The sequence below is a fragment of the Paenibacillus agricola genome (assembly GCF_011440305.1).
In the GTDB taxonomy this organism is placed as follows: domain Bacteria; phylum Bacillota; class Bacilli; order Paenibacillales; family NBRC-103111; genus Paenibacillus_S; species Paenibacillus_S agricola.
Genome location: NZ_JAAOIW010000012.1, coordinates 122,073 through 143,464 on the forward strand (window position 1 = coordinate 122,073; position 21,392 = coordinate 143,464).

The 21,392-nt window shown below is 46.8% G+C and carries 22 protein-coding genes; 11 read left to right on the forward strand and 11 right to left on the reverse strand.

Annotated features, from left to right (window positions below):
* Positions 1-4 precede the first annotated feature (4 nt).
* Positions 5-793 (forward strand): sporulation protein YunB, encoded by a 789-nt coding sequence (gene yunB, locus G9U52_RS27075; protein ID WP_207953222.1) that lies wholly within the window; start codon positions 5-7, stop codon positions 791-793.
* On the opposite strand, the gene G9U52_RS27080 is transcribed toward yunB, so the two are convergent.
* Together G9U52_RS27080 and G9U52_RS27085 are read right to left on the reverse strand one after the other, a co-directional pair.
* Positions 769-1,194, reverse strand: coding sequence for a chemotaxis protein CheW (locus tag G9U52_RS27080; protein WP_166153790.1), 426 nt, complete (start codon positions 1,192-1,194; stop codon positions 769-771). The genes yunB and G9U52_RS27080 overlap by 25 nt on opposite strands.
* A gap of 92 nt (positions 1,195-1,286) precedes the next feature.
* Positions 1,287-2,324: a M23 family metallopeptidase gene (locus G9U52_RS27085; protein ID WP_207953223.1), complete on the reverse strand. Its 1,038-nt coding sequence runs from the start codon at positions 2,322-2,324 to the stop codon at positions 1,287-1,289.
* A 130-nt stretch (positions 2,325-2,454) separates the two neighbouring features.
* Here G9U52_RS27085 and larC2 point away from each other — a divergent pair, with 130 nt between their 5' ends.
* On the forward strand, positions 2,455-3,021 hold the full coding sequence (gene larC2, locus G9U52_RS27090; protein WP_166153791.1) for a nickel pincer cofactor biosynthesis protein LarC2: 567 nt from the start codon (positions 2,455-2,457) through the stop codon (positions 3,019-3,021).
* A gap of 58 nt (positions 3,022-3,079) precedes the next feature.
* Positions 3,080-3,625: a hypothetical protein gene (locus tag G9U52_RS27095; RefSeq protein WP_166153792.1), complete on the forward strand. Its 546-nt coding sequence runs from the start codon at positions 3,080-3,082 to the stop codon at positions 3,623-3,625.
* 186 nt (positions 3,626-3,811) lie between these two features.
* Here G9U52_RS27095 and larC read toward each other — a convergent pair whose 3' ends face one another.
* Both larC and larB read right to left on the reverse strand, forming a co-directional pair.
* On the reverse strand, positions 3,812-4,951 hold the full coding sequence (gene larC, locus G9U52_RS27100; protein ID WP_166153793.1) for a nickel pincer cofactor biosynthesis protein LarC: 1,140 nt from the start codon (positions 4,949-4,951) through the stop codon (positions 3,812-3,814).
* The gene (gene larB, locus G9U52_RS27105) at positions 4,948-5,745 is read right to left on the reverse strand and encodes a nickel pincer cofactor biosynthesis protein LarB (protein WP_166153794.1); all 798 of its coding nucleotides are present in this window, start codon (positions 5,743-5,745) and stop codon (positions 4,948-4,950) included. The genes larC and larB overlap by 4 nt, the downstream gene beginning before the upstream one ends.
* A gap of 118 nt (positions 5,746-5,863) precedes the next feature.
* Here larB and lipA point away from each other — a divergent pair, with 118 nt between their 5' ends.
* Positions 5,864-6,775, forward strand: coding sequence for a lipoyl synthase (lipA, locus tag G9U52_RS27110; protein WP_311764934.1), 912 nt, complete (start codon positions 5,864-5,866; stop codon positions 6,773-6,775).
* Between the two features lie 142 nt (positions 6,776-6,917).
* Positions 6,918-7,403 (forward strand): YutD family protein, encoded by a 486-nt coding sequence (locus G9U52_RS27115; protein ID WP_166153796.1) that lies wholly within the window; start codon positions 6,918-6,920, stop codon positions 7,401-7,403.
* A 111-nt stretch (positions 7,404-7,514) separates the two neighbouring features.
* On the opposite strand, the gene G9U52_RS27120 is transcribed toward G9U52_RS27115, so the two are convergent.
* From G9U52_RS27120 to spoVV, 3 genes are all read right to left on the reverse strand, one after another.
* A complete protein-coding gene (locus G9U52_RS27120; protein ID WP_166153797.1) occupies positions 7,515-8,342 on the reverse strand; it encodes an NAD kinase in 828 nt (275 codons plus the stop codon).
* A gap of 210 nt (positions 8,343-8,552) precedes the next feature.
* On the reverse strand, positions 8,553-11,141 hold the full coding sequence (gene glgP, locus G9U52_RS27125) for an alpha-glucan family phosphorylase (RefSeq protein WP_166153798.1): 2,589 nt from the start codon (positions 11,139-11,141) through the stop codon (positions 8,553-8,555).
* An 87-nt stretch (positions 11,142-11,228) separates the two neighbouring features.
* Positions 11,229-12,500 carry a dipicolinic acid transporter SpoVV gene (gene spoVV / locus G9U52_RS27130; protein ID WP_166153799.1) on the reverse strand — a complete coding sequence of 424 codons (1,272 nt, stop codon included), beginning with the start codon at positions 12,498-12,500 and terminating at the stop codon, positions 11,229-11,231.
* Between the two features lie 373 nt (positions 12,501-12,873).
* On the opposite strand from spoVV, the gene G9U52_RS27135 reads away from it, so the two are divergent.
* Together G9U52_RS27135 and G9U52_RS27140 are read left to right on the forward strand one after the other, a co-directional pair.
* Positions 12,874-13,272: a globin domain-containing protein gene (locus G9U52_RS27135; RefSeq protein WP_166153800.1), complete on the forward strand. Its 399-nt coding sequence runs from the start codon at positions 12,874-12,876 to the stop codon at positions 13,270-13,272.
* Positions 13,273-13,285: 13 nt separating this feature from the next.
* Positions 13,286-13,996 carry a DUF2225 domain-containing protein gene (locus G9U52_RS27140; protein ID WP_166153801.1) on the forward strand — a complete coding sequence of 237 codons (711 nt, stop codon included), beginning with the start codon at positions 13,286-13,288 and terminating at the stop codon, positions 13,994-13,996.
* An 83-nt stretch (positions 13,997-14,079) separates the two neighbouring features.
* On the opposite strand, the gene G9U52_RS27145 is transcribed toward G9U52_RS27140, so the two are convergent.
* On the reverse strand, positions 14,080-15,171 hold the full coding sequence (locus tag G9U52_RS27145; RefSeq protein ID WP_166153802.1) for a GGDEF domain-containing protein: 1,092 nt from the start codon (positions 15,169-15,171) through the stop codon (positions 14,080-14,082).
* Here G9U52_RS27145 and G9U52_RS41480 point away from each other — a divergent pair.
* Positions 15,152-15,406, forward strand: a complete 255-nt coding sequence (locus G9U52_RS41480; protein WP_207953225.1) for a hypothetical protein — start codon at positions 15,152-15,154, stop codon at positions 15,404-15,406. The two genes, G9U52_RS27145 and G9U52_RS41480, sit on opposite strands and share 20 nt — an antisense overlap.
* A gap of 89 nt (positions 15,407-15,495) precedes the next feature.
* On the opposite strand, the gene G9U52_RS27155 is transcribed toward G9U52_RS41480, so the two are convergent.
* Positions 15,496-15,696 carry a YycC family protein gene (locus G9U52_RS27155; RefSeq protein WP_166153804.1) on the reverse strand — a complete coding sequence of 67 codons (201 nt, stop codon included), beginning with the start codon at positions 15,694-15,696 and terminating at the stop codon, positions 15,496-15,498.
* Positions 15,697-15,855: 159 nt separating this feature from the next.
* Between G9U52_RS27155 and G9U52_RS27160 the strand changes: the two genes are divergently transcribed.
* Positions 15,856-17,643: a M3 family oligoendopeptidase gene (locus G9U52_RS27160; protein ID WP_166153805.1), complete on the forward strand. Its 1,788-nt coding sequence runs from the start codon at positions 15,856-15,858 to the stop codon at positions 17,641-17,643.
* A 129-nt stretch (positions 17,644-17,772) separates the two neighbouring features.
* On the opposite strand, the gene G9U52_RS27165 is transcribed toward G9U52_RS27160, so the two are convergent.
* Positions 17,773-19,032 carry a methyl-accepting chemotaxis protein gene (locus G9U52_RS27165; protein WP_207953226.1) on the reverse strand — a complete coding sequence of 420 codons (1,260 nt, stop codon included), beginning with the start codon at positions 19,030-19,032 and terminating at the stop codon, positions 17,773-17,775.
* A gap of 199 nt (positions 19,033-19,231) precedes the next feature.
* Between G9U52_RS27165 and G9U52_RS27170 the strand changes: the two genes are divergently transcribed.
* Positions 19,232-19,621, forward strand: coding sequence for a VOC family protein (locus tag G9U52_RS27170; protein WP_166153806.1), 390 nt, complete (start codon positions 19,232-19,234; stop codon positions 19,619-19,621).
* Positions 19,622-19,780: 159 nt separating this feature from the next.
* The gene (locus G9U52_RS27175) at positions 19,781-20,113 is read left to right on the forward strand and encodes an O-methyltransferase (RefSeq protein WP_166153807.1); all 333 of its coding nucleotides are present in this window, start codon (positions 19,781-19,783) and stop codon (positions 20,111-20,113) included.
* A gap of 76 nt (positions 20,114-20,189) precedes the next feature.
* On the opposite strand, the gene G9U52_RS27180 is transcribed toward G9U52_RS27175, so the two are convergent.
* The gene (locus G9U52_RS27180; RefSeq protein WP_166153808.1) at positions 20,190-21,326 is read right to left on the reverse strand and encodes a site-specific integrase; all 1,137 of its coding nucleotides are present in this window, start codon (positions 21,324-21,326) and stop codon (positions 20,190-20,192) included.
* Positions 21,327-21,392 lie beyond the last annotated feature (66 nt).

A 21,392-nucleotide genomic window follows, 5' to 3' on the forward strand; every position in this document is an offset into this window, starting at 1 on the left:
CCGGATGCTAGTGCTTAAACGAAAATGGAAAAGCAGGCCTGTTGGTGCCAAAAAAATAAAAAGAAATTTGCTGCTGGCCTCGCTCGTTATTGTGCTGCTTACCGTCCAGTTGTTTATTTATGTTGAAAAAAACCTAAAGCCGCCGCTGGCCAGTTTAGCTAAAATCCGCATCAAACAAATGGCGACCCAATCGATCAATTCGGCGATTTCCGACCGGATGGCGCAGGGCACGAATTTTGAAAAGCTGATTGATTGGCGGACAGACAAGAATGGTAAAATAACCGGATTTATGCTGAACTATTCCGAGCATATGAAAATAACGGCAGATACGATCAAAACTGTACAAAGCCAGTTGACCAATCTGCAAGCTTTTCCCGAGCATATCCCGCTAGGGCAAGCCTTAAAAAGCCCGATTCTCGCTTCATTCGGACCGAATATACCGATTAAATTTGTTCCTGCTGGGGCGGTCAAGGTAGATTTAAGCACGCGTTATCAAAATGCGGGGATTAACATGCTTTTGGTCGAGGTGTACTTGCGAATTATAGCTGAAGTGACCATCATTATTCCGATGGATACGGTACCGGAAATTGTGGAGACCGAAATACCAATATCCTATGCGCTTGTCGTTGGGGATGTCCCGACCTATTACTTCGATGGCAAGGGGAATCCTCTTAGCACAAGCCCTCCATTGCCCCCAGGTCTGTCGCTTCCCAAGGTGCTGTCCTCAGGAGACCAGGCACAGGGCGAGAGCCAAGTGCCTACCCAGGCTCAGGATGTGAATTTGGCCAAGTAGCTCATCAGCTTTTCCAAATTCATAAGCCGCAGGTTTTCGTCTTCATTGCTTTGACTGGTTACTTTTTGCAAATAAAATAAGGCTTCATCGGTCTCGCCAACCTGATCCTCATCAAATTCATTAAAGCCTAAGGCTTCGGTAATCAGCACGCCGTATTTTTTATTCGAGTTGTTGAACACGACTGCTTTTGAAGACGAGTTAATATTCATCACAGTACCGTAAAGCACTTGCTCCAAATCGATCATCGTCAATAAGCTGTTTTTATTTTGCATCACCCCGGGAATAAAGCTAGGCATGCCAAGTATAGGTGATATTTTGGTAACCTGTTCAATCGATTCGATCTCGATGGCATCAATAATAAATGGCGAATCTTTAACCCTGCATAAGACGGCAGAAAACATCGCGCATTCCCCTTTGTGTTTGTTATGTATAGTTGATTATAACCTATTTACAAAGAGGAAATAAGAGAGATGGCAACTTTATTTGTGTTATCTTATTTCTTTTTGCGTATGCGTTCCTCGCGTTCCCATTTACGCAGATGGGGATAAGGGTCAAATGACCAATCGGTTAGTCCATTGTCTCGGTATAGGCCATAATGCAAATGTGCCGGGAACTTGCCGGAAGTACCCGGTTTTCCGTATCCTGAGCTGCCTACCCAGCCAATAATTTCGCCGGGCGAGACGACATCCCCCTCCTTCACTTTTTTATTGAAGCCGGATAAATGTGCATAATAATGATACACATTGTTCAAGTCGCGTATGCCAACTCTCCAGCCACCGTAAGGATTCCAGCCCATAATTTCAATGATGCCATAGGCTGCACTGCGTACAGGCACTCCATGACTGGCAAAAAGATCAGTCCCTTCATGAATGCGGAAACCGCCCCAGCCGCGGCTCGCACCCCATGTACTGCGGTACGAATAAATCGAACCCAGCGGCATTACAAAAGCATGCTGATGCAAATCAAGCGTCTCGAATTTGGCGTAAACGCTGGCGAATTGCTGAATGCGCTCCACACTGCGCGTGTTTTGGTAATACGTCCACAGCCCGATTCGCAAATCCTCATCTCCCGAGCCTTGCTTCAATAAAAACATTGCCATCGCATACAGCTTGTCCAGGTCATTCAAGCGATCGGCCTTGTCATCACCAGAGCCGTCTTTGCCCATGCCGTTAAACAGCGCAATGCTGGCTTCGTTCATATCCCCCTGGTCAGGATTTAACATGCCGCTCCACTCCAGCTCGGTAAAAAAGATAGCAATCAATCCATCGCCGCTCGGGCGTTTGCGGGCAATTTGGATGGTTCGCTCGTATTGGTCCACAGCGGCAAGCATATACCAAGGGATTCCGGTTACAGCGCTAACCTTATCGAAGAGATCCTTTCGCTCATTAAAAATGGTTTTCATGTCCTTGCTTTCTACAGCGGGCTTTGCAGATGGATTCAAGGCAGCTGCTTCTGCCCGATAGCCAGCCCCCGTAAGCGCGCATCCGCAGATAGTTATAATAAGAAGCATACGAGTCCCGCTAGTAATCATGAGTTTCCCTCCACATGTGATCCGCTTTAATTGGTGTTAGTAGGTTGTGTTGAAAAGGCTGCTTTTATCCATCTGTGGGAAGAAGTCTATTGTAAGGATCTTGCTCCCACAGTAATTGTTTGTTAACATTATGCGCAAGGCTTACGGGTTCTCGGGGGCTGTCTGCCGTAGAGATCATGTGCAAGCGGTATTTAATGCTATAAAATATTTAGGGGGGAACCAAATGGGCTTTGAGCACCGCGAGGAGCATATCGACGACCATATGCTTTTGATCCAGGCCAATATAGATGATATGAATCCAGAGCTGTATCCCTATGTAAGTGACCGATTATTTGCTGACGGCGCTAACGATGTTTATTGGATCCCGATTATTATGAAAAAAGGGCGTCCAGGTGTCATGCTGAATGTGCTGGTGGATGAAAGCCAGCTTCAAGCTATGGAAGCCATTATTTTTCGTGAAACGACAACAATAGGGCTGCGTTATTTGCGGGCGTCCTGCCATCGGTTGGCGCGGACATTCGAGCAGGTATCTACACCTTGGGGATTGATTAACGTTAAAGTGGGTTACCACCGGGGGGAAATGGTGCAATATGCCCCAGAGTTTAAAGAATGTGAGCAGGCCGCACTCGCCCACAATGTACCTTTGAAGTTGGTTTATGAAGAGGTCAAGAGGCGGTTTTTGAATAAGGAGAATTAAAAGCTGGGAAGTTGGAACCGTCAAACTTTCGTTTCGATGCAGATAACAGGAGGAGAATATGGCCTTATCTGGCTTTGACAATATCGCTGTAACGGATATCCCTTGGCAAAGACTGACGACACCGTACGGAAGAGGGAGCGATTTGCCCCAGCTTATGGCTGATAAACAATATGACCAAATAGCGGGGCTGGTCGAGCATCAAAGCACGCTTTGGCAAGTAACGCCGTGGGTGTTAGCTTTTATGCTGAGGGAGCTGAAGGTGAAACAATCGGAGGAAGTTACTCTTGCTGAGCTGAGTATTTACCATGCAGTGGCGGACTCGTTTATTGGAAATGAGATGAGCTCCCTGCCACATGTGCAACGGCCAGCGTTATTGTTGGATGAAAGCTATTTATGGCCGGACAATGAAGATGACGACGAACTGCTCTGGGAGGAAGAGCCTCCGAGCTACGCAGAGCTGCCTTTCTCCAGCTATTATTTCTTCAGTGGCATGCTGTTGAAGGAAGCGATACCCGATTTCGAAAGACTGCGAGAGGGTCATGTGAAGCGTTCCGCCGAAATCTCAGAGCTATTGGCAAAGCTGGGACACAATAGTTCCGAATAGGTGGCTAAGTCTTCAGGTTTAATGTGCGTACAACCTATGAGTATAACCTTGGAAATAGTTTTAAGCATAGTGGAGCCCTTGAGAAAGGAAGGGCTCCACTATGCTTATTTTATTCCTATTCGAGCGGTTTCTAGGTCTATGTTGTCACGCTTGCGCAGGTTGAGAGCAGCAACGCAATGGTATTCCCTATTGCTTCAAATTCGGTGGAATATAGGAAGTGTGGGCATGGCTGTGGTTCTCCTCATGCTCACTGTCATCTTCGCTATGTGAATGATCGCTAGCATGGCTGTGATGCTGCTCCAGCACATGAAAGCGTCCTTTGGCGATCGTGTGTGTTTGAGTGTGTGAGTGGCTGTGTCCATGGTCGTCTCCATGTGAATGTGAGTGGCTGTGCCCATGGTCGTCTCCATGTGAATGTGAGTGGCTGTGTCCATGGTCGTCTCCATGTGAATGTGAGTGGCTATGCCCATGGCCGTCATCATGCGAATGCCCGTGGCTATGCTCCTGCCCATGGTCTTGATGATGATGCTCATGCTCCTGTGGAGGCACATGGTTCTGGATTTCTTGATGATGAATTTGGTATTTATTAAGGAAAGGATCGGTTTTGCCAATGACAATGCGCAGCACATTCGGCTGGTTAGGCAAATCGCGAGTGCCTGCTCCATAGCCAATCGATTCGACGATCATCGGCGGGTAGCCTTTGGAGAACTCGTCGACTACACCGGCAATTATTCCCGCCCCTGTTGGCGTAGTCATTTCAAGGGTATAGCTTGTAGAGGCAATCGGCAGCCCTCGCATCATTTCCAGAGTGGCAGGAGCGGGCACGGGATAAATCCCATGATCGCAATGGACGGTTCCTGAGCCAAGGGGAACAGGAGAAGACCATATTTTCTCAACCTCCAAAGAATCCAGGGCAAGAGCAACACCTATCACATCCACGATGGAATCAATAGCGCCAACCTCATGAAAATGCACCTTTTCAATCGGAATATCATGAATTTTGGCTTCGGCAATGGCGATTTTTTCGAAAATAGCCAAGCTTAATGCGACAACACGGTCATTAAAGCCCGCGGTGTTGATAATTTTTACAATTTCTGAATAATGCCGATGATGGGTAGGAGGGGTGTTGGGATCGAGAATAACGTCCATTTTTAGAGCGGAAATGCCCTTTTTGATCACACGTTTCCATTCTAATGCAAAAGGCTCGATCTGGATCTTGCGCAGCTCCTCCTCGATATAATTGCGGTCAGCTCCTGCATCCACAAGTGCTGCAAGGCTCATATCACCGCTAATCCCGGAAAAGCAATCTAAAAATGCTATCTTCATGGTTGATCCCTCTTTATTGAGTTTTTATGTATCAAAGCCGCGTTGTAGCCCGCACCAAAACCATTATCGATATTCACCACAGAGACACCGGGGGCACAGGAATTGAGCATGGCCAGCAGCGCTGCCACCCCATGAAAGCTGGCTCCATAGCCCACACTAGTAGGAACAGCAATAACAGGCACCGAAACAAGTCCGCCTAGCACACTTACCAGAGCGCCTTCCATGCCTGCTGCAACAACGATTGCACTGGCACCTCTAATGACATCCAGCCTGCGGAACAGGCGGTGTATGCCGGCCACACCCACATCGTACACACGTTCCACGCGACAGCCCATTCCCTCAGCCGTTAATGCGGCTTCCTCAGCAACGAACAGATCGGAGGTTCCTGCACATACTATGGCGATATACCCTTCACTTTTAGGCTGGCGAGCGGCCTCATTTTGAAACCAGGTTAACACACGGGCTTCCGAATGGTAAGTAATCCCTTCAATGGATTGCTGGATATACTCGGCTTTTTCTTTACTGATCCTTGTGGCCAGAACACGGTCTGCATGTAACATCATCTTTTGAAAAATAGCTGTAATCTGCTCCGATGTTTTACTCTCCCCATAAATCACCTCAGGAAAGCCAGTTCTCCGTTCTCTATCAATGTCCAGCTGAGCAAAGCCGAGATCCTCGACACGATCGCCCACCGGGCTTTGTTTACTAATCAGTGCCTCTAGATGTTTTTGCGCCTCGGACACGTCCAAATCTCCAGAGCGTACATGTTTTAAAATAGATTCAAGATTAATCATACAACTATTGCCTCCAAATGACAGTTGATCCCTGCCGTATAATTCCCTTGCTCTATCCAGTTTAACACAAATAAAAAGGAAAGTGGATTGTTAGCCCTTTCGTTGATATAATAGCTTAATAAGCAAGGAAAAAGTCGCGGAAAGCAGGAACAAAACCATGTCTACTCCATTAGAACGTAAGCCCGATTGGTTGAAAATCAAACTGACTACAGGTGAAAATTTTAAAGAACTAAAAAATATGATGCGCGACAAAACGCTGCATACCGTTTGCGAAGAAGCCAAATGCCCCAATATTCATGAATGCTGGGCGAATCGCACGGCTACTTTTATGATATTAGGTGATATTTGTACACGCGCCTGCCGGTTCTGTGCAGTAAACTCAGGCTTGCCGACGGAGCTTGACCTTGGGGAGCCTGAACGTGTAGCTGAGGCTGCGCAGCAGATGGGTCTTAAGCACGTGGTCGTTACCTCGGTCGCAAGAGATGATTTGGCTGACGGAGGGTCTTCGATTTTTGCGGCTACCATCAGGGCGATCCGCAAGCGGATGCCTATGTGTGGTGTGGAAGTGCTGATTCCCGATTTTCTGGGCAACGAAGAATCGCTTAGAACGGTATTGGATGCGAAGCCTGACATTCTGAACCATAATATTGAAACCGTCGCACGGCTATCCGATAAAGTACGATCCAAAGCCAAGTACAGCCGGACGTTAGAGCTGCTCGCACGGTCCAAACGTATTGCTCCGAACATACCAACCAAGGCCAGTATTATGCTGGGCTTAGGGGAAGAAACGCACGAGATTATCCAAACGATGGACGATTTGCGTGCATCCGATTGCAATATTATGACAATTGGCCAATATTTACAGCCATCAGCCAAACATCTGACAGTCAAAAAATATTACACGCCGGACGAATTCGCAGCGCTGAAAATCGAAGGCATGAAGCGTGGCTTCAGCCATGTAGAATCAGGTCCTTTAGTGCGCAGCTCATACCATGCCCATGAACAGGTTAAATCGGCGCAGCAAATTTAAGCTTGGTGTATGCTTACGAAGTATGGTTTGCTTCCGGCAAAACTAGGTAGATGCTTTCGAAGTGAGTTTTCCGATGGAAAACTTGGTGTATGCTTACGAAGTAAGTTTTGCCTCCGGCAAAACTTTTAGGAGGGAAACCAACATGATCGTTATAGCTAACAAATCATACGAGGTGGTCGTTGACCACAAAAATGGCTGGAAGCCCGATGCCTTCAAGGAGCGCTTCAGTGAAGTGCTGGAGCGTTATGATTATATCGTTGGCGATTGGGGATATAACCAGCTGCGTATGCGTGGATTTTTTAAGGACAACCATCCGAAAGCTACAAAGGAATCGACAATAGCCACCTTTGAGGACTATTTGAATGAATATTGCAATTTTGGTTGTGCTTATTTTATTATTGAGAAGGTTCCTTCCAAGCATCAGCCTTTACCGCAGCCTTCGGAAGACGTTGAACCAGAAGAGCAGGAAGTGGCAGACCTTTCTTTACAGGAGCAGATCGAGGAATTGCAAACCCAAGAGCAGATGATGCCACAGCCACCGTCCAAAAACCGCCACCAACGGCAAAACAATCATCAGCGTAAGCAATATAATCCCAACAAACAAGGGAATCCAAAGACGCAAGCTTAAACGATATTTGCCGCACACAAAGAGGACCTGCTCGAATTTCGAGCGGTCCTCTTTGTGTTACGATTATCACGTGTCGCAAGTGAGCAAGCGTTAACTTGCCCTAATCTTGAATTAGGGCTTTTGTTCATGGGCTGCTTCATACCCAATAAAGGCCTCGCGCACACGGCTCCAGAAAGGGAAGGGACGAAAACGGGCAAATTTGACCTTTTTCCCTGCTGCGACCATACTGCGAATGGACAAAATATCATTTCGCTGGTTGTAGACGTGGTCTAAGGAAAGCAATATATTTTGGCTGGCCCGCGGATAGATGTCGCAGTGATGGTGCTTGGGCAGGATAATGGCAGAGCCCAGTGTGCGGTAAACACGGTTGTTGATCGACGCGATCTCGGCGATTTGAATGGCGTCTAGGGAAGGGTGCACGATGGCGCCCCCCAAGCTTTTATTATACGCGGTGCTGCCGGCAGGCGTAGAAATACAGATGCCGTCTCCACGGAACGTTTCCAGCGGCTCATCATTAATATGTAATTGGGCGGTTAATGTAGCATCAATGCCCTTTAGGGTGAATTCATTCAAGGCAAGCTGGGTCTCGATTCCATGAGGTGTCGTAATTTGAATCTCGACCAACGGATACTTGACGATGCGAAGATCATTTTGCCGTGCGCTTTCGCCCATCAGCTCGGCTAACAGTTCAACCTCGTCCGGCTTCCAGTCGGCAAAAAAACCCAAGCGACCCGTATGGATACCGACAAAAGCGGTCGTCTCCAGCTGGTCTTTGTACTGGTGGAACGCATGCAGCAAGGTACCGTCCCCGCCAATCGAGAGAACGATATCCGGGTCCTGCTCATCGTGGACCAATTCGAATTTCTGGACAAGCTTATGGAAGGTTTGCATAAGTCGAAACGATATATCGTCTCCGCGGTGCACTACATTATACTTCAAATGATTTCCTCCTAAGGGCCTTCAGTGGGAAAGTCTGCTTGGTTCCAGTTTATATGTGATCACCATTATTTGATATGAATAACTCAACTCCATCATAATCAATATTTATCGATAACACAATGGCAGCACCAGATGAAAGTACAAACGCCCCCTAATCAGCAACGATATGCCGATTAGAGAGCGTAGCTCAGATAGTCCTTACAGTAACAATTAGGACATTGTGAACAAAGGCAGCTCAAAGGAGCTGACGAAGCTCGCACTTACAGGGCGGATACGAATTTTGTAGTGGGCCAGATGCTCCAAATGAGCAGGAAGCGTAGCATGGTATTGGACCACACGATCCAATAGCTCTTGTACAGGCTCCATCATGACGACAACAGGAAACCACTCCTGTTCACGCTGCTCGTAGTAGACGATCTCTACGACGGTATCCTTGTACCAAATGGGACCAAAGGCAATCTGCGCCGTCACTCCCTTTAAAGGCTGCGCCGGTTTGCTAGAAGCCTCAGGGACAGAACCAGCTGATCCAGGTACAGTTGCAAGGACGGGAGATGCGTCATTGTCGCTGCTTTCATCCTTAACATGCAGGACATGTACATGATGCCAATTCGATATAATAAACCGCTTATAATCGGCTACTTTGGTAACCAGGTCAAGCTGGTTGGCAACGAAAAGCAGCGTTCGCTTCAGCGAAGGGACATAAGCCTTGTTTGTATAATCCATCACCATCCGGTCGGTATTATACACGGGGGCAAGTGTTTGGATGGAACGCTTCATGCGCGCAATCCAATCTGTAGACAATGGGCCTTGATTATAATAGAGCGGCACGATTTTTTGCTCAAGTGTTGTATAAATGGATTCGGTGTTTTCCAGCTCCTGCGTGTGCGGGTCGGCGTCATTGTTGCCCTCGATACTCCAGCCGTTGCTCCCGTCATAGCCTTCCTCCCACCAGCCATCAAGGATGCTGAAATTAATCGCGCCATTCATGGCGGCTTTTTGCCCGCTAGTGCCGCTTGCTTCATAGGGACGGCGAGGGTTATTGAGCCAAATATCTACGCCCTGGACCAAATGGCGTGCCATATTCATATCGTAATTTTCAAGTAATACGATTTTACCGCGGAACCGGTCAATCAAGGAAATTCGATGAATTTCACGAATCATTTCTTGCCCGGGCTGGTCAGCAGGATGTGCCTTTCCGGCAAAGAGGAATTGTACGGGTCGCTCCGGGTTGTTGACCAGTCTGTCCAGCCTGTCTAAATCGTTAAAAATAAGATTGGCTCGTTTATACGTTGCGAAACGGCGAGCGAAACCAATCGTAAGCGCCTTTGCAGACAAATAGCCGCTAGCCTCTTTGATCTGGGCAGTAGGCAATCCATTCCTGCTGTATTGCTCGACCAGATTGGCACGGGCAAACTGGATCATTTTCTCCTTTAGCTGGGTATGCACATCCCACAACGATTGTGGGGGGATAAGCTCCAGCGATTTCCAAGTGGTTCCACTAGTCTGATCGGTTAACCAGTGCCCTGGTAAAAAACGGCTGAATAGCTCCTTCAGCTCGGGAGCCAGCCAGCTTGGCATGTGGACGCCGTTCGTTATATGGTTGATCGGCACCTCTTGCTCATGGATGTTGCCATGGAAAGAGCGGAACATATCCCGCGACACCTCGCCGTGGAGCTTGCTAACGCCATTGCGCATGGCAGCGGTGTTCAGGGCAAGATGGGTCATATTGAACAGCTGATTGCCGTGGCCCTGCCCAAGCTGAAGCAGCTCTTGCTTATGGTTATTCCATTTCTCGAACAGCGAGCTGCAGTAGTATTCAATCATCCCTACTGTAAATGCGTCGTGGCCGGCAGGGACAGGGGTATGTGTAGTAAATACAGAGCTGGCACGAATCATTTCCAGAGCTACATGGAAAGGGACACCGGCACTCAGTTGCTCGTTGATGCGTTCGAAGGCCTGGAAGGCTGCATGCCCTTCATTGATGTGGTACACCGCTGTAGGCAAGCCTAAGGCGCGGAGTGCCTTGACACCGCCGGTACCCAGCAGTACCTCTTGGGCAATCCGGATATCCTGGTTGCCGCCGTATAGCTGAGCCGTAATTTCGCGGTCCCAGGAGCTGTTGCCCTCCACATCGGCATCCAGTAAAAATACGGACATCCGCCCAACACGAGCTTGCCAGATTTTTAACTGCACCGGCCGGTCTGCGATAGAGGCCTGGATAACAAGCTCCTCGCCATCGGCATTTAACACTGGAAGAACCGGAAGCTTGGTAAAATCATAGATGATCTGCTCGGCTTGCTGCTGGCCATCCTGGTTTATTTTTTGCAGGAAATAACCTCTTTTATATAAAAGTCCAATGCCAATTAAAGGAATCCCCAAATCACTAGCTGACTTGCAATGGTCTCCGGCCAGAATGCCAAGCCCGCCTGAATAAATTTGCAACGATTCATGAAAGCCGAATTCCGCGGAAAAGTAAGCAATCGATTGTTGAAGATGCGCCGGATACGTATTTTGGAACCAGGTGGTTTCGTTAAGGTAAGTATCCCAGTGTGAGCAAACACGTTCATAGGATTCCATGAATACGGGATCTTTGCTTAATGGGTTCCAAGCTGCAGAATCCGTCTCCAGTAAAAGCTGGACTGGATTATGTAGAGTTTGCTCCCAGCGCTGCCGATCGATAGAAGCAAACAGCTCCAAGGCATCATCATTCCAGCTAAACCACAAATTATAAGCAAGCTCAACTAATCGTTCAATTTTATGTGGCAGCCCAATATTTGGATAAGAAACCTTTGGATTCATCGCGTAGCTTACCCCTCCCGATATTTTTTTGGAAAACCTAATAAGAATTCACAAGAATGATAACTCGTTTGTTAATTACGTATGAGGTCATTTTAACCACTTCATACAATGTTTAACCGCAATATGTAAAGCATAAAACAGGATTAAGCATAGAAGTATACTAAGAAAGGCCACTACGTTCCATGTTACCATATTACCCCATAATTCAGGTATAGAGGAAATGGTGTCGATTTTGTTGAAAAAGGCAGCAGCGGGCAAGTCCCGATAGCCCTGCAGGGGCTTCCATAGGAGCAGCACGGCCATAGCCGCGAGTAAGCCGTGTAGCATGCGTGCCATACAAAAAGGAAGGTAGCGGAGGTTGGTATGCTGCAGTAAGGAAACGACCTGCGCGTGTACAGACAGGCCAGCCCAGGAGAGGATAAAGGCAGCGATTGCGGTTTTGTGCATGAGGCTGATGGAGGTGTCTGCTGCTCCTGCTGCTTTGGCTCCAAGCGTGACCTCGAAGAGGCCGCCAGCGACTGCGGGAGAGAGAGCAGTTGGCAAGCCTAATAGATGCAGGATGGCATCGAGCCCGATATAAAGCGCCTGCATCAGGTGGGCAGAACTCATCATTTCCATAACAACTGCAAAAAAGACGACGAGGCCGCCGATTACCATCACAAGCTGTATAGAGGAGCGGATAGCCTGGCTAAGCATTTGGCCTAACGAGCGACCGTCACGCAGTCTGGCTGTATGCATGGCTTCAAAGGCTTGGGAGCCAAATTGGCGAATCGTCCTTGGTGGAGCGGGGGGAGCGGTAGAAGCAGCAAGAGAAGCCGCTTGCAGGCTTGTAGAGGTAGCGTGCTCCCCATGGAACCGCATCAGGAACCCTATGATAAAAGCAGTGCCATAGTGGGCTACAGCCAAAATTACAGCAAGGCTGGCATCATGAAAGAAACCAACCGAAACCGCACCGATTAGGAATATAGGGTCAGATGTTGTTGTAAAAGCAACTAATCGTTCGCCCTCGTCGCGGTTCACCAGCTTTTGCTCCCATAATTGTGAGGTCAACTTGGCTCCAACCGGATAACCCGCAGCGAAGCCCATCGCTAGAATAAAGCCGCCAATTCCTGGAATCCTAAATACGGGCCGCATCAAGGGGTCAAATAACATCCCGAAAAAATGGACGATCCCAAGGCCGAGCATCATTTCGGATATTACGAAAAAAGGGAACAGGGCAGGGAATAACACATCCCACCAGATGGAGAGTCCATTAAGAGATGCTTCAAGCACCTGCACTGGGAATACGAGCATCAATAGTAGCAAAGCCATAGCTATCAAACCAATCATATACATCGATGAAAATCTGTATAAAGGCATAAGGATAACCCCTTCCTTACGGTTAGCAAGCATCACTTATGCTTATGTGGACAGGTAGGTAGACATGCCTGTAAATGTAGGACAAATATGCAGAAAAAAATTTTGAATGCTTGTAAATTTGCTGAATTTTCGAAACATATATGGTACAATTGAACTATTATGAGACTAGGGAGCTGATACTCATGATGAGTGTAATTGCTGGGATTCTCGTATGCGCGTTTATTTATGTTATTAGGGAAACATTAATGACCTCGAATGAAGAGGATTTAGAAAACTAAGTAACGATACTTAGCGGTTCCTTCTTTAGGTAGATGATGCTAATCGCTTCTGCATTAGCATCTTTGTTGTCTAATTTGTTGGGGGTGAGAATACAATGGCTGAACAACAGGATAAACAGCCACCCGTAACTTTCTTTGAAGCTATTGGGGGAACGGAAACGATTCGCAGGATAGTTGAAGCGTTTTATCCATTGGTACAAGCCCATCCCTTACTTGGCCCTATTTTCCCTGAAAATATTGATCCCGTGATGGCAAAGCAGATTTTATTTTTGACACAATTTTTTGGCGGACCGACTCTTTACACCGATAAGTATGGCCATCCTATGATGCGAGCACGGCATATGCCTTTTGAAATTACGCCAGAGCGGGCTGAAGCCTGGCTAAGCTGTATGAAGCAGGCTGTAGAATCAACCGACTTGGCGCCGGAATTGCAGGATTTTATGCTGGAAAGACTGAAAGGGCCTGCGCATCATTTTGTTAATACCAACGCATAGAGGAAGTGGATTTGTGGCTGTTGAACCTTTATACCAGATTAAGGTGGAATGTGCTTATTGCAAGGTACCGTTTCAAACATCAAGAGTAAGACCAAGCTTCAAGAAAGTGATACAGACAGATACGGATTTTTGCGCTCACTATAAGGGAACGAACCCAGACTTTTACGTGGTAAGGGTTTGTCCTTCTTGTGGGTATGCGAGTACGGAAAATGCGGTCAATGAATTTAATGCCGAGCAGCTCCGGGCGATCCATGAACGGGTAACCGCCAATTGGACCTACAAGGATTACGGCAATGAGCGTACTTGGGATGAGGCGATGCACACCTACAAGCTTGCATTGATATGTGCTCAATTAAGAAATGAGAAGGGCCGTGTTATTGCAGGACTGCTGCACCACATTGCTTGGCTATACCGCTACAAAAATGATGAAGCTCAGGAAAAACGTTTTTTGCAATTCGCATTGGATGCCTATACAACGGTATTAGAGAGCGAAACGGCTGAGCTTAACAATGCTCGATTGATGTATTTAATGGGCGAATTAAACCGCAGATTGAAAAACTATGCGCCTGCTGTTAAATGGTTTGCGAGGGTTATTAATGATAAGCGGATTATAGATGCTGGGATGATCACTGCTTCACGGAACCAATGGTTTGCTGTAAGAGAAGATATGCTGGCTGAAAAGCTGGAGCTTCCACCGGAATTAATGGATGCACAGAAATCATAATGTGCATAAAAGGGTAATGTGTAAAAATAGCAACAGCCAATGTGTGAAAACGCTTAGTGCGGGGCTCTCGATGAGTTGCCGCGCTAAGCGTTTTTGCTTGTAATTAATGGCATGGATGAATATAAGGTGGAACGGTTCTTGCCATTGTGTTTAGAAGAATAGAGGGCTTCATCGGCTTCCGATATAATTCGCAATAAATCGATCTGGGGGCGAATTGAAATTGAAATACCTATAGAGATTGTAATGTTGGTTTCCTCTAACGAGCTTGACCGGTGCGACTCTACAGCCTTGCATAGCTTCTGGGCATAAACCGATAGCTCTACATCATCCGTAATATGGCTAAGCACGATAAATTCCTCCCCTCCATAACGAGCGGCATAATCATGCTCATTAATGGTAGTACGCAGAATTTGTCCGACCTCGCATAATAAACGATCCCCTTGCATATGTCCATATGTATCATTGAAGCGCTTAAAATTGTCAATATCGATCATCATAATAGAAAGCGGGCGAAGCTTTACGGTATTTTGGGCAATCGTCATAAAGCTGCGTAAATTGGGAAGCCCTGTAAGGCCGTCCTGGTTGGCTTGCAATTCCAAACGCCGCTGGAGGTTCAAGGATCGGTTGTCATCGTTGTACATGGCGATTAGAATGGTTACAACAAGAGTGAAAATAATAAAAAGAAAAAGTTCATCGATGTAAAGAGCTAAAGCTGCGCCCGCCTGCATATATCCATTGTAAAGAATTCGAACAGAGCCTAAGAGCATGCATAACTTGAGTCCATCTAAAAAAGGGATATTCACATAACCGGAAGCGCTCTCTTTTCGATGAAATAAGGAGCTTGCGATAGCAGGAGCCATCAAGTCCTGAACGATTTGAAGAAGCGTAGGGGATTCCGTAAATTGATACATGTACAATGCCGGCAGCAGCGTGGAGAGGATCGCAACGATTCCGCCAAAACGAAGCCCTGCCATAATAACCGGGACACCGTAGAATACGGCAGCAAAGCCGTTAACAGTATGAGGCTGCATCATCATGATGATGCAAGCCACACCTGTTAATAATGGAGCACTCCATAGCTCAAAACGTTCCATAAATAGACGGTTTTTCAATTTCAAGGCGACATAGCTTATAGCGATTAATATACAAGCGTTAGTGAAGGCTATTAAACTCATTCTGATTTCCACTCCTGGAAAGAGCCGGTTATTCGCTGTGGGGCTAGAAACAAGACGAGTTGTTATTCATGCTGCGATTATTCCCGAATCAGCGTTTATTTCTTACAGGTTGGTTCGCAAGCAAATAATCGTGATCTGCTTCAACGATCATCAGTTTGTTGCGGCAGCAGGGAAGGATCAACAATCGTTTGACGCCGCGGCTGAGGTCCGGGAGGTCTTTCTTTTTGAAGGGTAGAATGACGTTGTCTTTTCTGCAAAATGGGCATTCGTTTACATACATATCTTGTTGGATCAGTTCGTAAGGTAAAGTGTTTTCAAAAGGAATCATGATTGGGGTTCCGTTTTGGGGGTGTCATCAAGCTTGTCATCAGGCTTTTCAGAGGATGAGCCAGGAATGCTTTTGGCGAGCTCAGCCAGTTTTTGCAATAAAATATGCTGGGGCATATGCAATACATGCTCAACAGGCATATTCAGCTGTTTAGCTAGCTTTTGGGCGGTTTCTAAAGAAATTTGCAAAGGCTTCATACTGGAATCAACTCCTGTCTATAGATCTATAGACCTCATTTAAACATAACGAGGATCACAATTCAACCAAAATTTGGAGTTTCCGTATTTTGGATCAAGCCAAAAATATGGTTTAATGGTAGAGTGACTAATTTTTCAGGAAAGGTGCGGTGCTTATATATGCAAAAACCTTTGAAGCAAACATGGGATTTAGATTCATTTTTTTCGGGCGGCAGCAGCTCGGTTGCGTTTACGCAATTTTTGGAGGCCATTCGTACAGATAATGGCAAGCTGGTAGAACAGCTTGATCAATGGAAGCCCGAGCAAGCCCATGAAGTGGCAGCGCTGCTGCCCATTTTGGACTTGCTGCAATCAATTGTCATGAAGCTGAGGGAGGCAGATTCGTTCGTAGCCTGCCTTGCAGCCGAGAACCAAGCGGATAAAGCCGCCATTGCCCTGGCTGGACATGTTAAGACCTACTCGGCTGTATATGCCTCAGCGATGACGCGCTTCGACCAATATTTGGCAGAAATTAGCGATTCGCATTGGGAGCAGCTGCTGAAAAGCGAGGAGCTAAAGGAAATCGCTTATCCTTTAACGGAGCGGAGGGCATTGGCTGTTGAAAAGCTGTCGCCTGAGCAGGAGGCATTGGTGAATGAGCTGGCCATAGATGGCTACCACGGATGGGGCGAGGCTTACAATACGACCGTGAGCAAATTTCGGATCAGCTATGAGGAGAACGGTGAGCTTATCGAGCTTTCGGCGGGGCAAGCGGCGAATAAAATGCATAACCCGGATCGCGCAGTCCGCGAGCAATTATTCCGGTTGTGGGAAGACAAGTGGGCTGACCATGCTGATTATTGCGCAGATGCCTTAAACCATCTGGCAGGCTTTCGCTTAAAGCTTTATGAGCGCCGCGGGTGGGAAGGCATACATAAAGAACCATTGTCGATCAACCGTATGTCCAAGGAAACGTTGGATGCCATGTGGGGTGTGATTGACAAGAGCAAAGGCATCTTTGTCGAGTATTTGCAGCGCAAGGCAAAGCTGCTTGGCGTGGAGCGCTTAAGCTGGTACGACGTCGAGGCACCTGTCGGCACAGGAAGCAAGCATTTCAGCTACGACGAAGGAGCCAAGCTGATCGTCGATCAGTTCCGCCACTTCAGCCCGAAGCTGGCTGACTTCTCGCAAGGCGCTTTCGAAGCGGGCTGGATCGAGGCTGAGGACCGTCCGGGCAAAAGGCCGGGGGGCTTCTGCACCTCGTTCCCGATTGCCGAGCAAACGCGGATCTTTATGACCTACGCGGGCACAGCCTCCAATGTGTCAACGCTGGCACATGAGCTTGGCCATGGCTACCACCAGCATGTGATGAACGACTTGCCCGCATTGGCGCAGGATTATGCGATGAATGTGGCAGAAACGGCGTCGACCTTCGCGGAGCTGATCGTGTCGGATGCCGCGATGAAAAGTGCCTCCAATGAGGAGGAACGCTTGACGCTGCTCGAAGACAAGATTCAGCGCTCTGTCGCTTTCTACATGAACATTCATGCACGGTTCTTATTCGAAACGAAGTTCTACGAGGAGCGCGCCAAAGGCTTGGTAAGCGTGGAGCGGCTTAACGAATTGATGGTGGAATCGCAGAAGCTGGGCTACCTTGATGCATTGGAGGAATACCATCCGCATTTCTGGGCATCCAAGCTGCATTTCTACATTACCGAAGTGCCATTCTATAACTTCCCGTACACGTTTGGTTACATGTTTAGCGCGGGTATTTATGCCGAAGCGGTTCGTCAAGGAGCTGCTTTCGAGGACAAATATATCGCGTTATTACGCGATACAGGCAGAATGCCTGTCGAGGAGTTGGCACAAAAGCATCTAGGCGTGGACCTGCGCAAAGCTGAGTTTTGGCAGCAGGCGATGGACCTGTCGGTTGCGGATGTGCGTGAGTTTTTGAAGCTGACCGAGTAAACCAGTAAGCAAGCGCACCAAGAATTCGCATGTTCGAAGAGACACGTCGTCAATAAGCCTCGACCTCCACATATCGGTGGAAATCGAGGCTTATTTTTCTGTGTGCAATTTTTCTCGTCTTAGTCCGGCCTATAGCTTGAACATCTGCATCGTTTGCTGCAGCTTCGAGACGAGCTTGGTCATCTGCTCCGACTTCTCGACGATTTCCTGGACTGCTTGAATTTGCTCGTTCATGGATGCGGATACCTCTTCGGTGCCGGCAGCAGATTGCTGAGTGATCGCAGAGATGCTTTCCATCGTGCCGGAAATACGTTGGGCGCTGCCTAGCATCACTTGGCTGTCACTGGCAAAGGTGGAGATTTGCTCCGAAATAAATTTTACGCTATTGACGATATCGGCAAATATTTTTTCGGTTTCGGTAATTAATTGCGTTTGCTTGCTTACGATTTCTTCGTTCTGGGCAATATGGTCCAGCGCTTGGTGGATGCCGCTCTCAATGTTTCGGACGAGATGGAATACCTCTTTGGTGGAGGTCGTCGATTCCTCAGCCAGCTTCCGGACTTCTTGGGCAACAACGGCAAAGCCTTTGCCGTGCTCGCCCGCGCGTGCAGCTTCAATGGATGCATTCAAGGATAGCAGGTTCGTTTGTTCAGCGATCTCGGAAATCGTCCGGGTAATTTGTGAGATCCCATTCGCCTGCTCCGCCAAAAGGTCGATCGTTTTCGACACATTCGCCGTTGCCTCAACATTGCGTTTCATGCCTGCGCTTTGTGTTTCAACAGCAACTAGTCCATTTTCCACCAGTGACAGCATATGGCCGGACCGCGAATTCATCTCCTGAGTGGAGGCGTTAAAGGAGGTCACTTTGTATTCAATTTCTTTGGTAGCAACGGATATATCGGAAATTTCCTCGGAGATTTGATTGGCTCCTGAAGCGAGCTCGTTAGAAGAAACGGCGACCTGCTCCAATACGGTTTTCAAGCTTTCATTTTTGAAAAAAATATCACGGCTGGATTCGAAAACATGCTTCGACATACCTCCCGTATCCTGCAAAATTTCGCGAAGCCGATCCATCATTTTGTTAAAGGAGGTTCCTAACTCTCCAAGGGCATCGTCAGACAGCACCTCGACTTTTTGCGAGAAATCCCCTTTGGAAATGTTCAAGGCGACTCGTGAAATATTGCTGATCGGCTCTGTAAGCGTTCTCTCAAACCAATTAATGAATGGAAAGCTTAAGCCCAGCATAACTATTAAGAAAATAATTCCCAAAACCATACTCTCTGGTGATTGTAAAATGATGATAATAAGCGCAATGGAATAAAGCGCCAACATGGAGTAGCAGCCAAACTGAAGCTTTTTTTTAAACGGCATGGCTTGTAACCAATTCATAATGCATGATCTCCTTCAAATGTTAATATCTTACTTACGAGAAATTATATCATCCAAAAGTACTAGGGTCTATACTCTCGTCATACAAAATGGATGAATCTGTCGAAATTAGGGCTTTGGGAGCAAGGAATTAAGTTGCATGTTGGAGAGGGCGTTAGGTATAGTAGTTTTAAAATACTTGAACACAAGGAGAATGGCTATGATCGCATATAAAGGAATTCACCACGTCAGCTTGGTTGTTCGTGATTTGGAGCGCTCGGTCGCTTTTTACAAAAAGGTTCTAGGCCTTCAAGAGATAGAACGCCCGCCTTTTGATTTTAAAGGGGCATGGCTCGCCATTGCTGATGGGGGGCAGCAACTGCATCTTATTGTCCACGAAGGGCAGACGCTGCGCGATGGCGCAATTGATTCGCGTGACGGACATTTCGCAATAAGGGTTGGCAGCTACAAGGATACACGTGCTTGGCTGGATGAACAAGGGATAGCTTACGATGCGCGGCCTCATGCCAAGGCCGGGTTTCCACAAATTTATATATTGGATCCCGATCATAATATTATTGAGCTTAATGCAGATTTCTGCGACGAATAGGTAAGATTCAATGAAGGAAAATGTCGCAATTTGTTAGTTGCTGTTGTATTCTGGTAAAATAGTTAAAAAAAGTAAATATATGTTGAAAATCAAATAATAATTACATATAATGGGACTGTAGCCTCAGGCTTACAAATTCCAATAGGTAGGAGGATGTTAATGATCCTAGAAAATGTTCCATTAGCGAGGCAAATTGACATTGTGTTCAGGGAAATCAAGGAGGAGCTGGCTTTACTAACTTCAGGCACCGTATTCGTTCAAATACGGAATAATGTGGTTGGCAAATTTGGGGTCAGGGCGTTCCCGATTGAAGGCAAAGGCACTCAACTGCAAAAGATGGAAAACGGCTTGTCCGAGCAAGAGGTGCAATCGTTTAGGTATACGGCGATGGAATCGCTGAAGCTGAAGCGGTGGAGCCATGGCGAAATTTCGTTTGAATTCGCCATGCGGCAGAACAAGCTTTGCACGAGTGTCGCTTTCGAAAGCAATTAAATTTAGGGGTTAAAAACCTTGATATATAAGGGGATTCGGATCCTTTGCCCACATTTTGCCCACATTCGGTATTAATTTAAAGCTTCACATTGAAACTCTTTTCCAGATTATCGGCAAGTGTTTTTTGCATGTTAGGCATAACGTGAGAATAGGTTGAAAGAGTTGTGGTCACGTTAGTGTGACCTAGACGCTCTTGGACAACCTTTATATTCTCGCCACTTTGTAAAAGTGTTGTTGCGTGGGCATGGCGCATATCGTGAGGTTTTATTTCAGGTACTCCGGCGGCAATAATATCCCCTTTAAAGGTTTTACGAAATGCCGAATTATAAACAATCTCATTTTTTACACCGGGCACAACCAAATTTAGCGAATTTGGTTTCTGCTCTAATTTGTATTTCTTTAAGTATCCTACGACGAAATTTGGGATGTTGATGTTTCTGGACAGCCCATTCTTTGTGGAGTCTTTAATGAAGAGAACCTTATCGGCATATACCACTGTTTTATTAACCTGGATGATACCGGATTTTAGATCAACATCATCCCAGTTCAAAGCGCAAATTTCCCCGATCCTCATACCGGTTGTTAAAGCGATAACGTAAGCTGCGTGGAAACGGCTATTACGTGTTTTATCCAGAAAAGTATCCATCTCTTCTTGGTTCCACGGTTTAGAAGCACTTGGTCTGTAAGAGGGTCGTTTAACTACAGAGGCTACATTTTTGGTAACGTATCCCCATTCTTGTGCGGCTCTCAATGTCTTTCCTAAAATATTCCCGATGTTTTGAATGGTACCTGGGGAAATCCCTTCTCCCATTAGATTGCTGTAGAATTTTTGAATATCCATTGGGGTTAGTTTTTGCAGTTTGATGTGACCCAATTGCGGGATGATATGGTTGTTTACCTGCCCGCGTTGCGTCATATAGGTGTTCTTACCAACTTCATTTTTAATGGTGTTCTCAAGAAACTCAGCCATAAACTTTGCTAAGGTTATTTTACTTGAAGCAGAGCTCAAATTACCCCGTTCGAATTCCGTTATCATTTCCGCGCACGCTTTCTCTGCCTCTTTCTTTGTCTTAAATCCACTGTCGCCTCCTTGTTTCCGTTTATTCGTGATTGGATCCTTGCCTAGATCAAGAGTGAATGACCATGTAGCACCGCATGTGCATCTTTTTTGTTTATCGCACTTGCAACCACGTTGCCGAAAGTAACCTTGCATCGATATCACACTCCCAAATAAGAACATATGTTCTATTTATATTTATAGGTGAACAGCCTTGCGGCT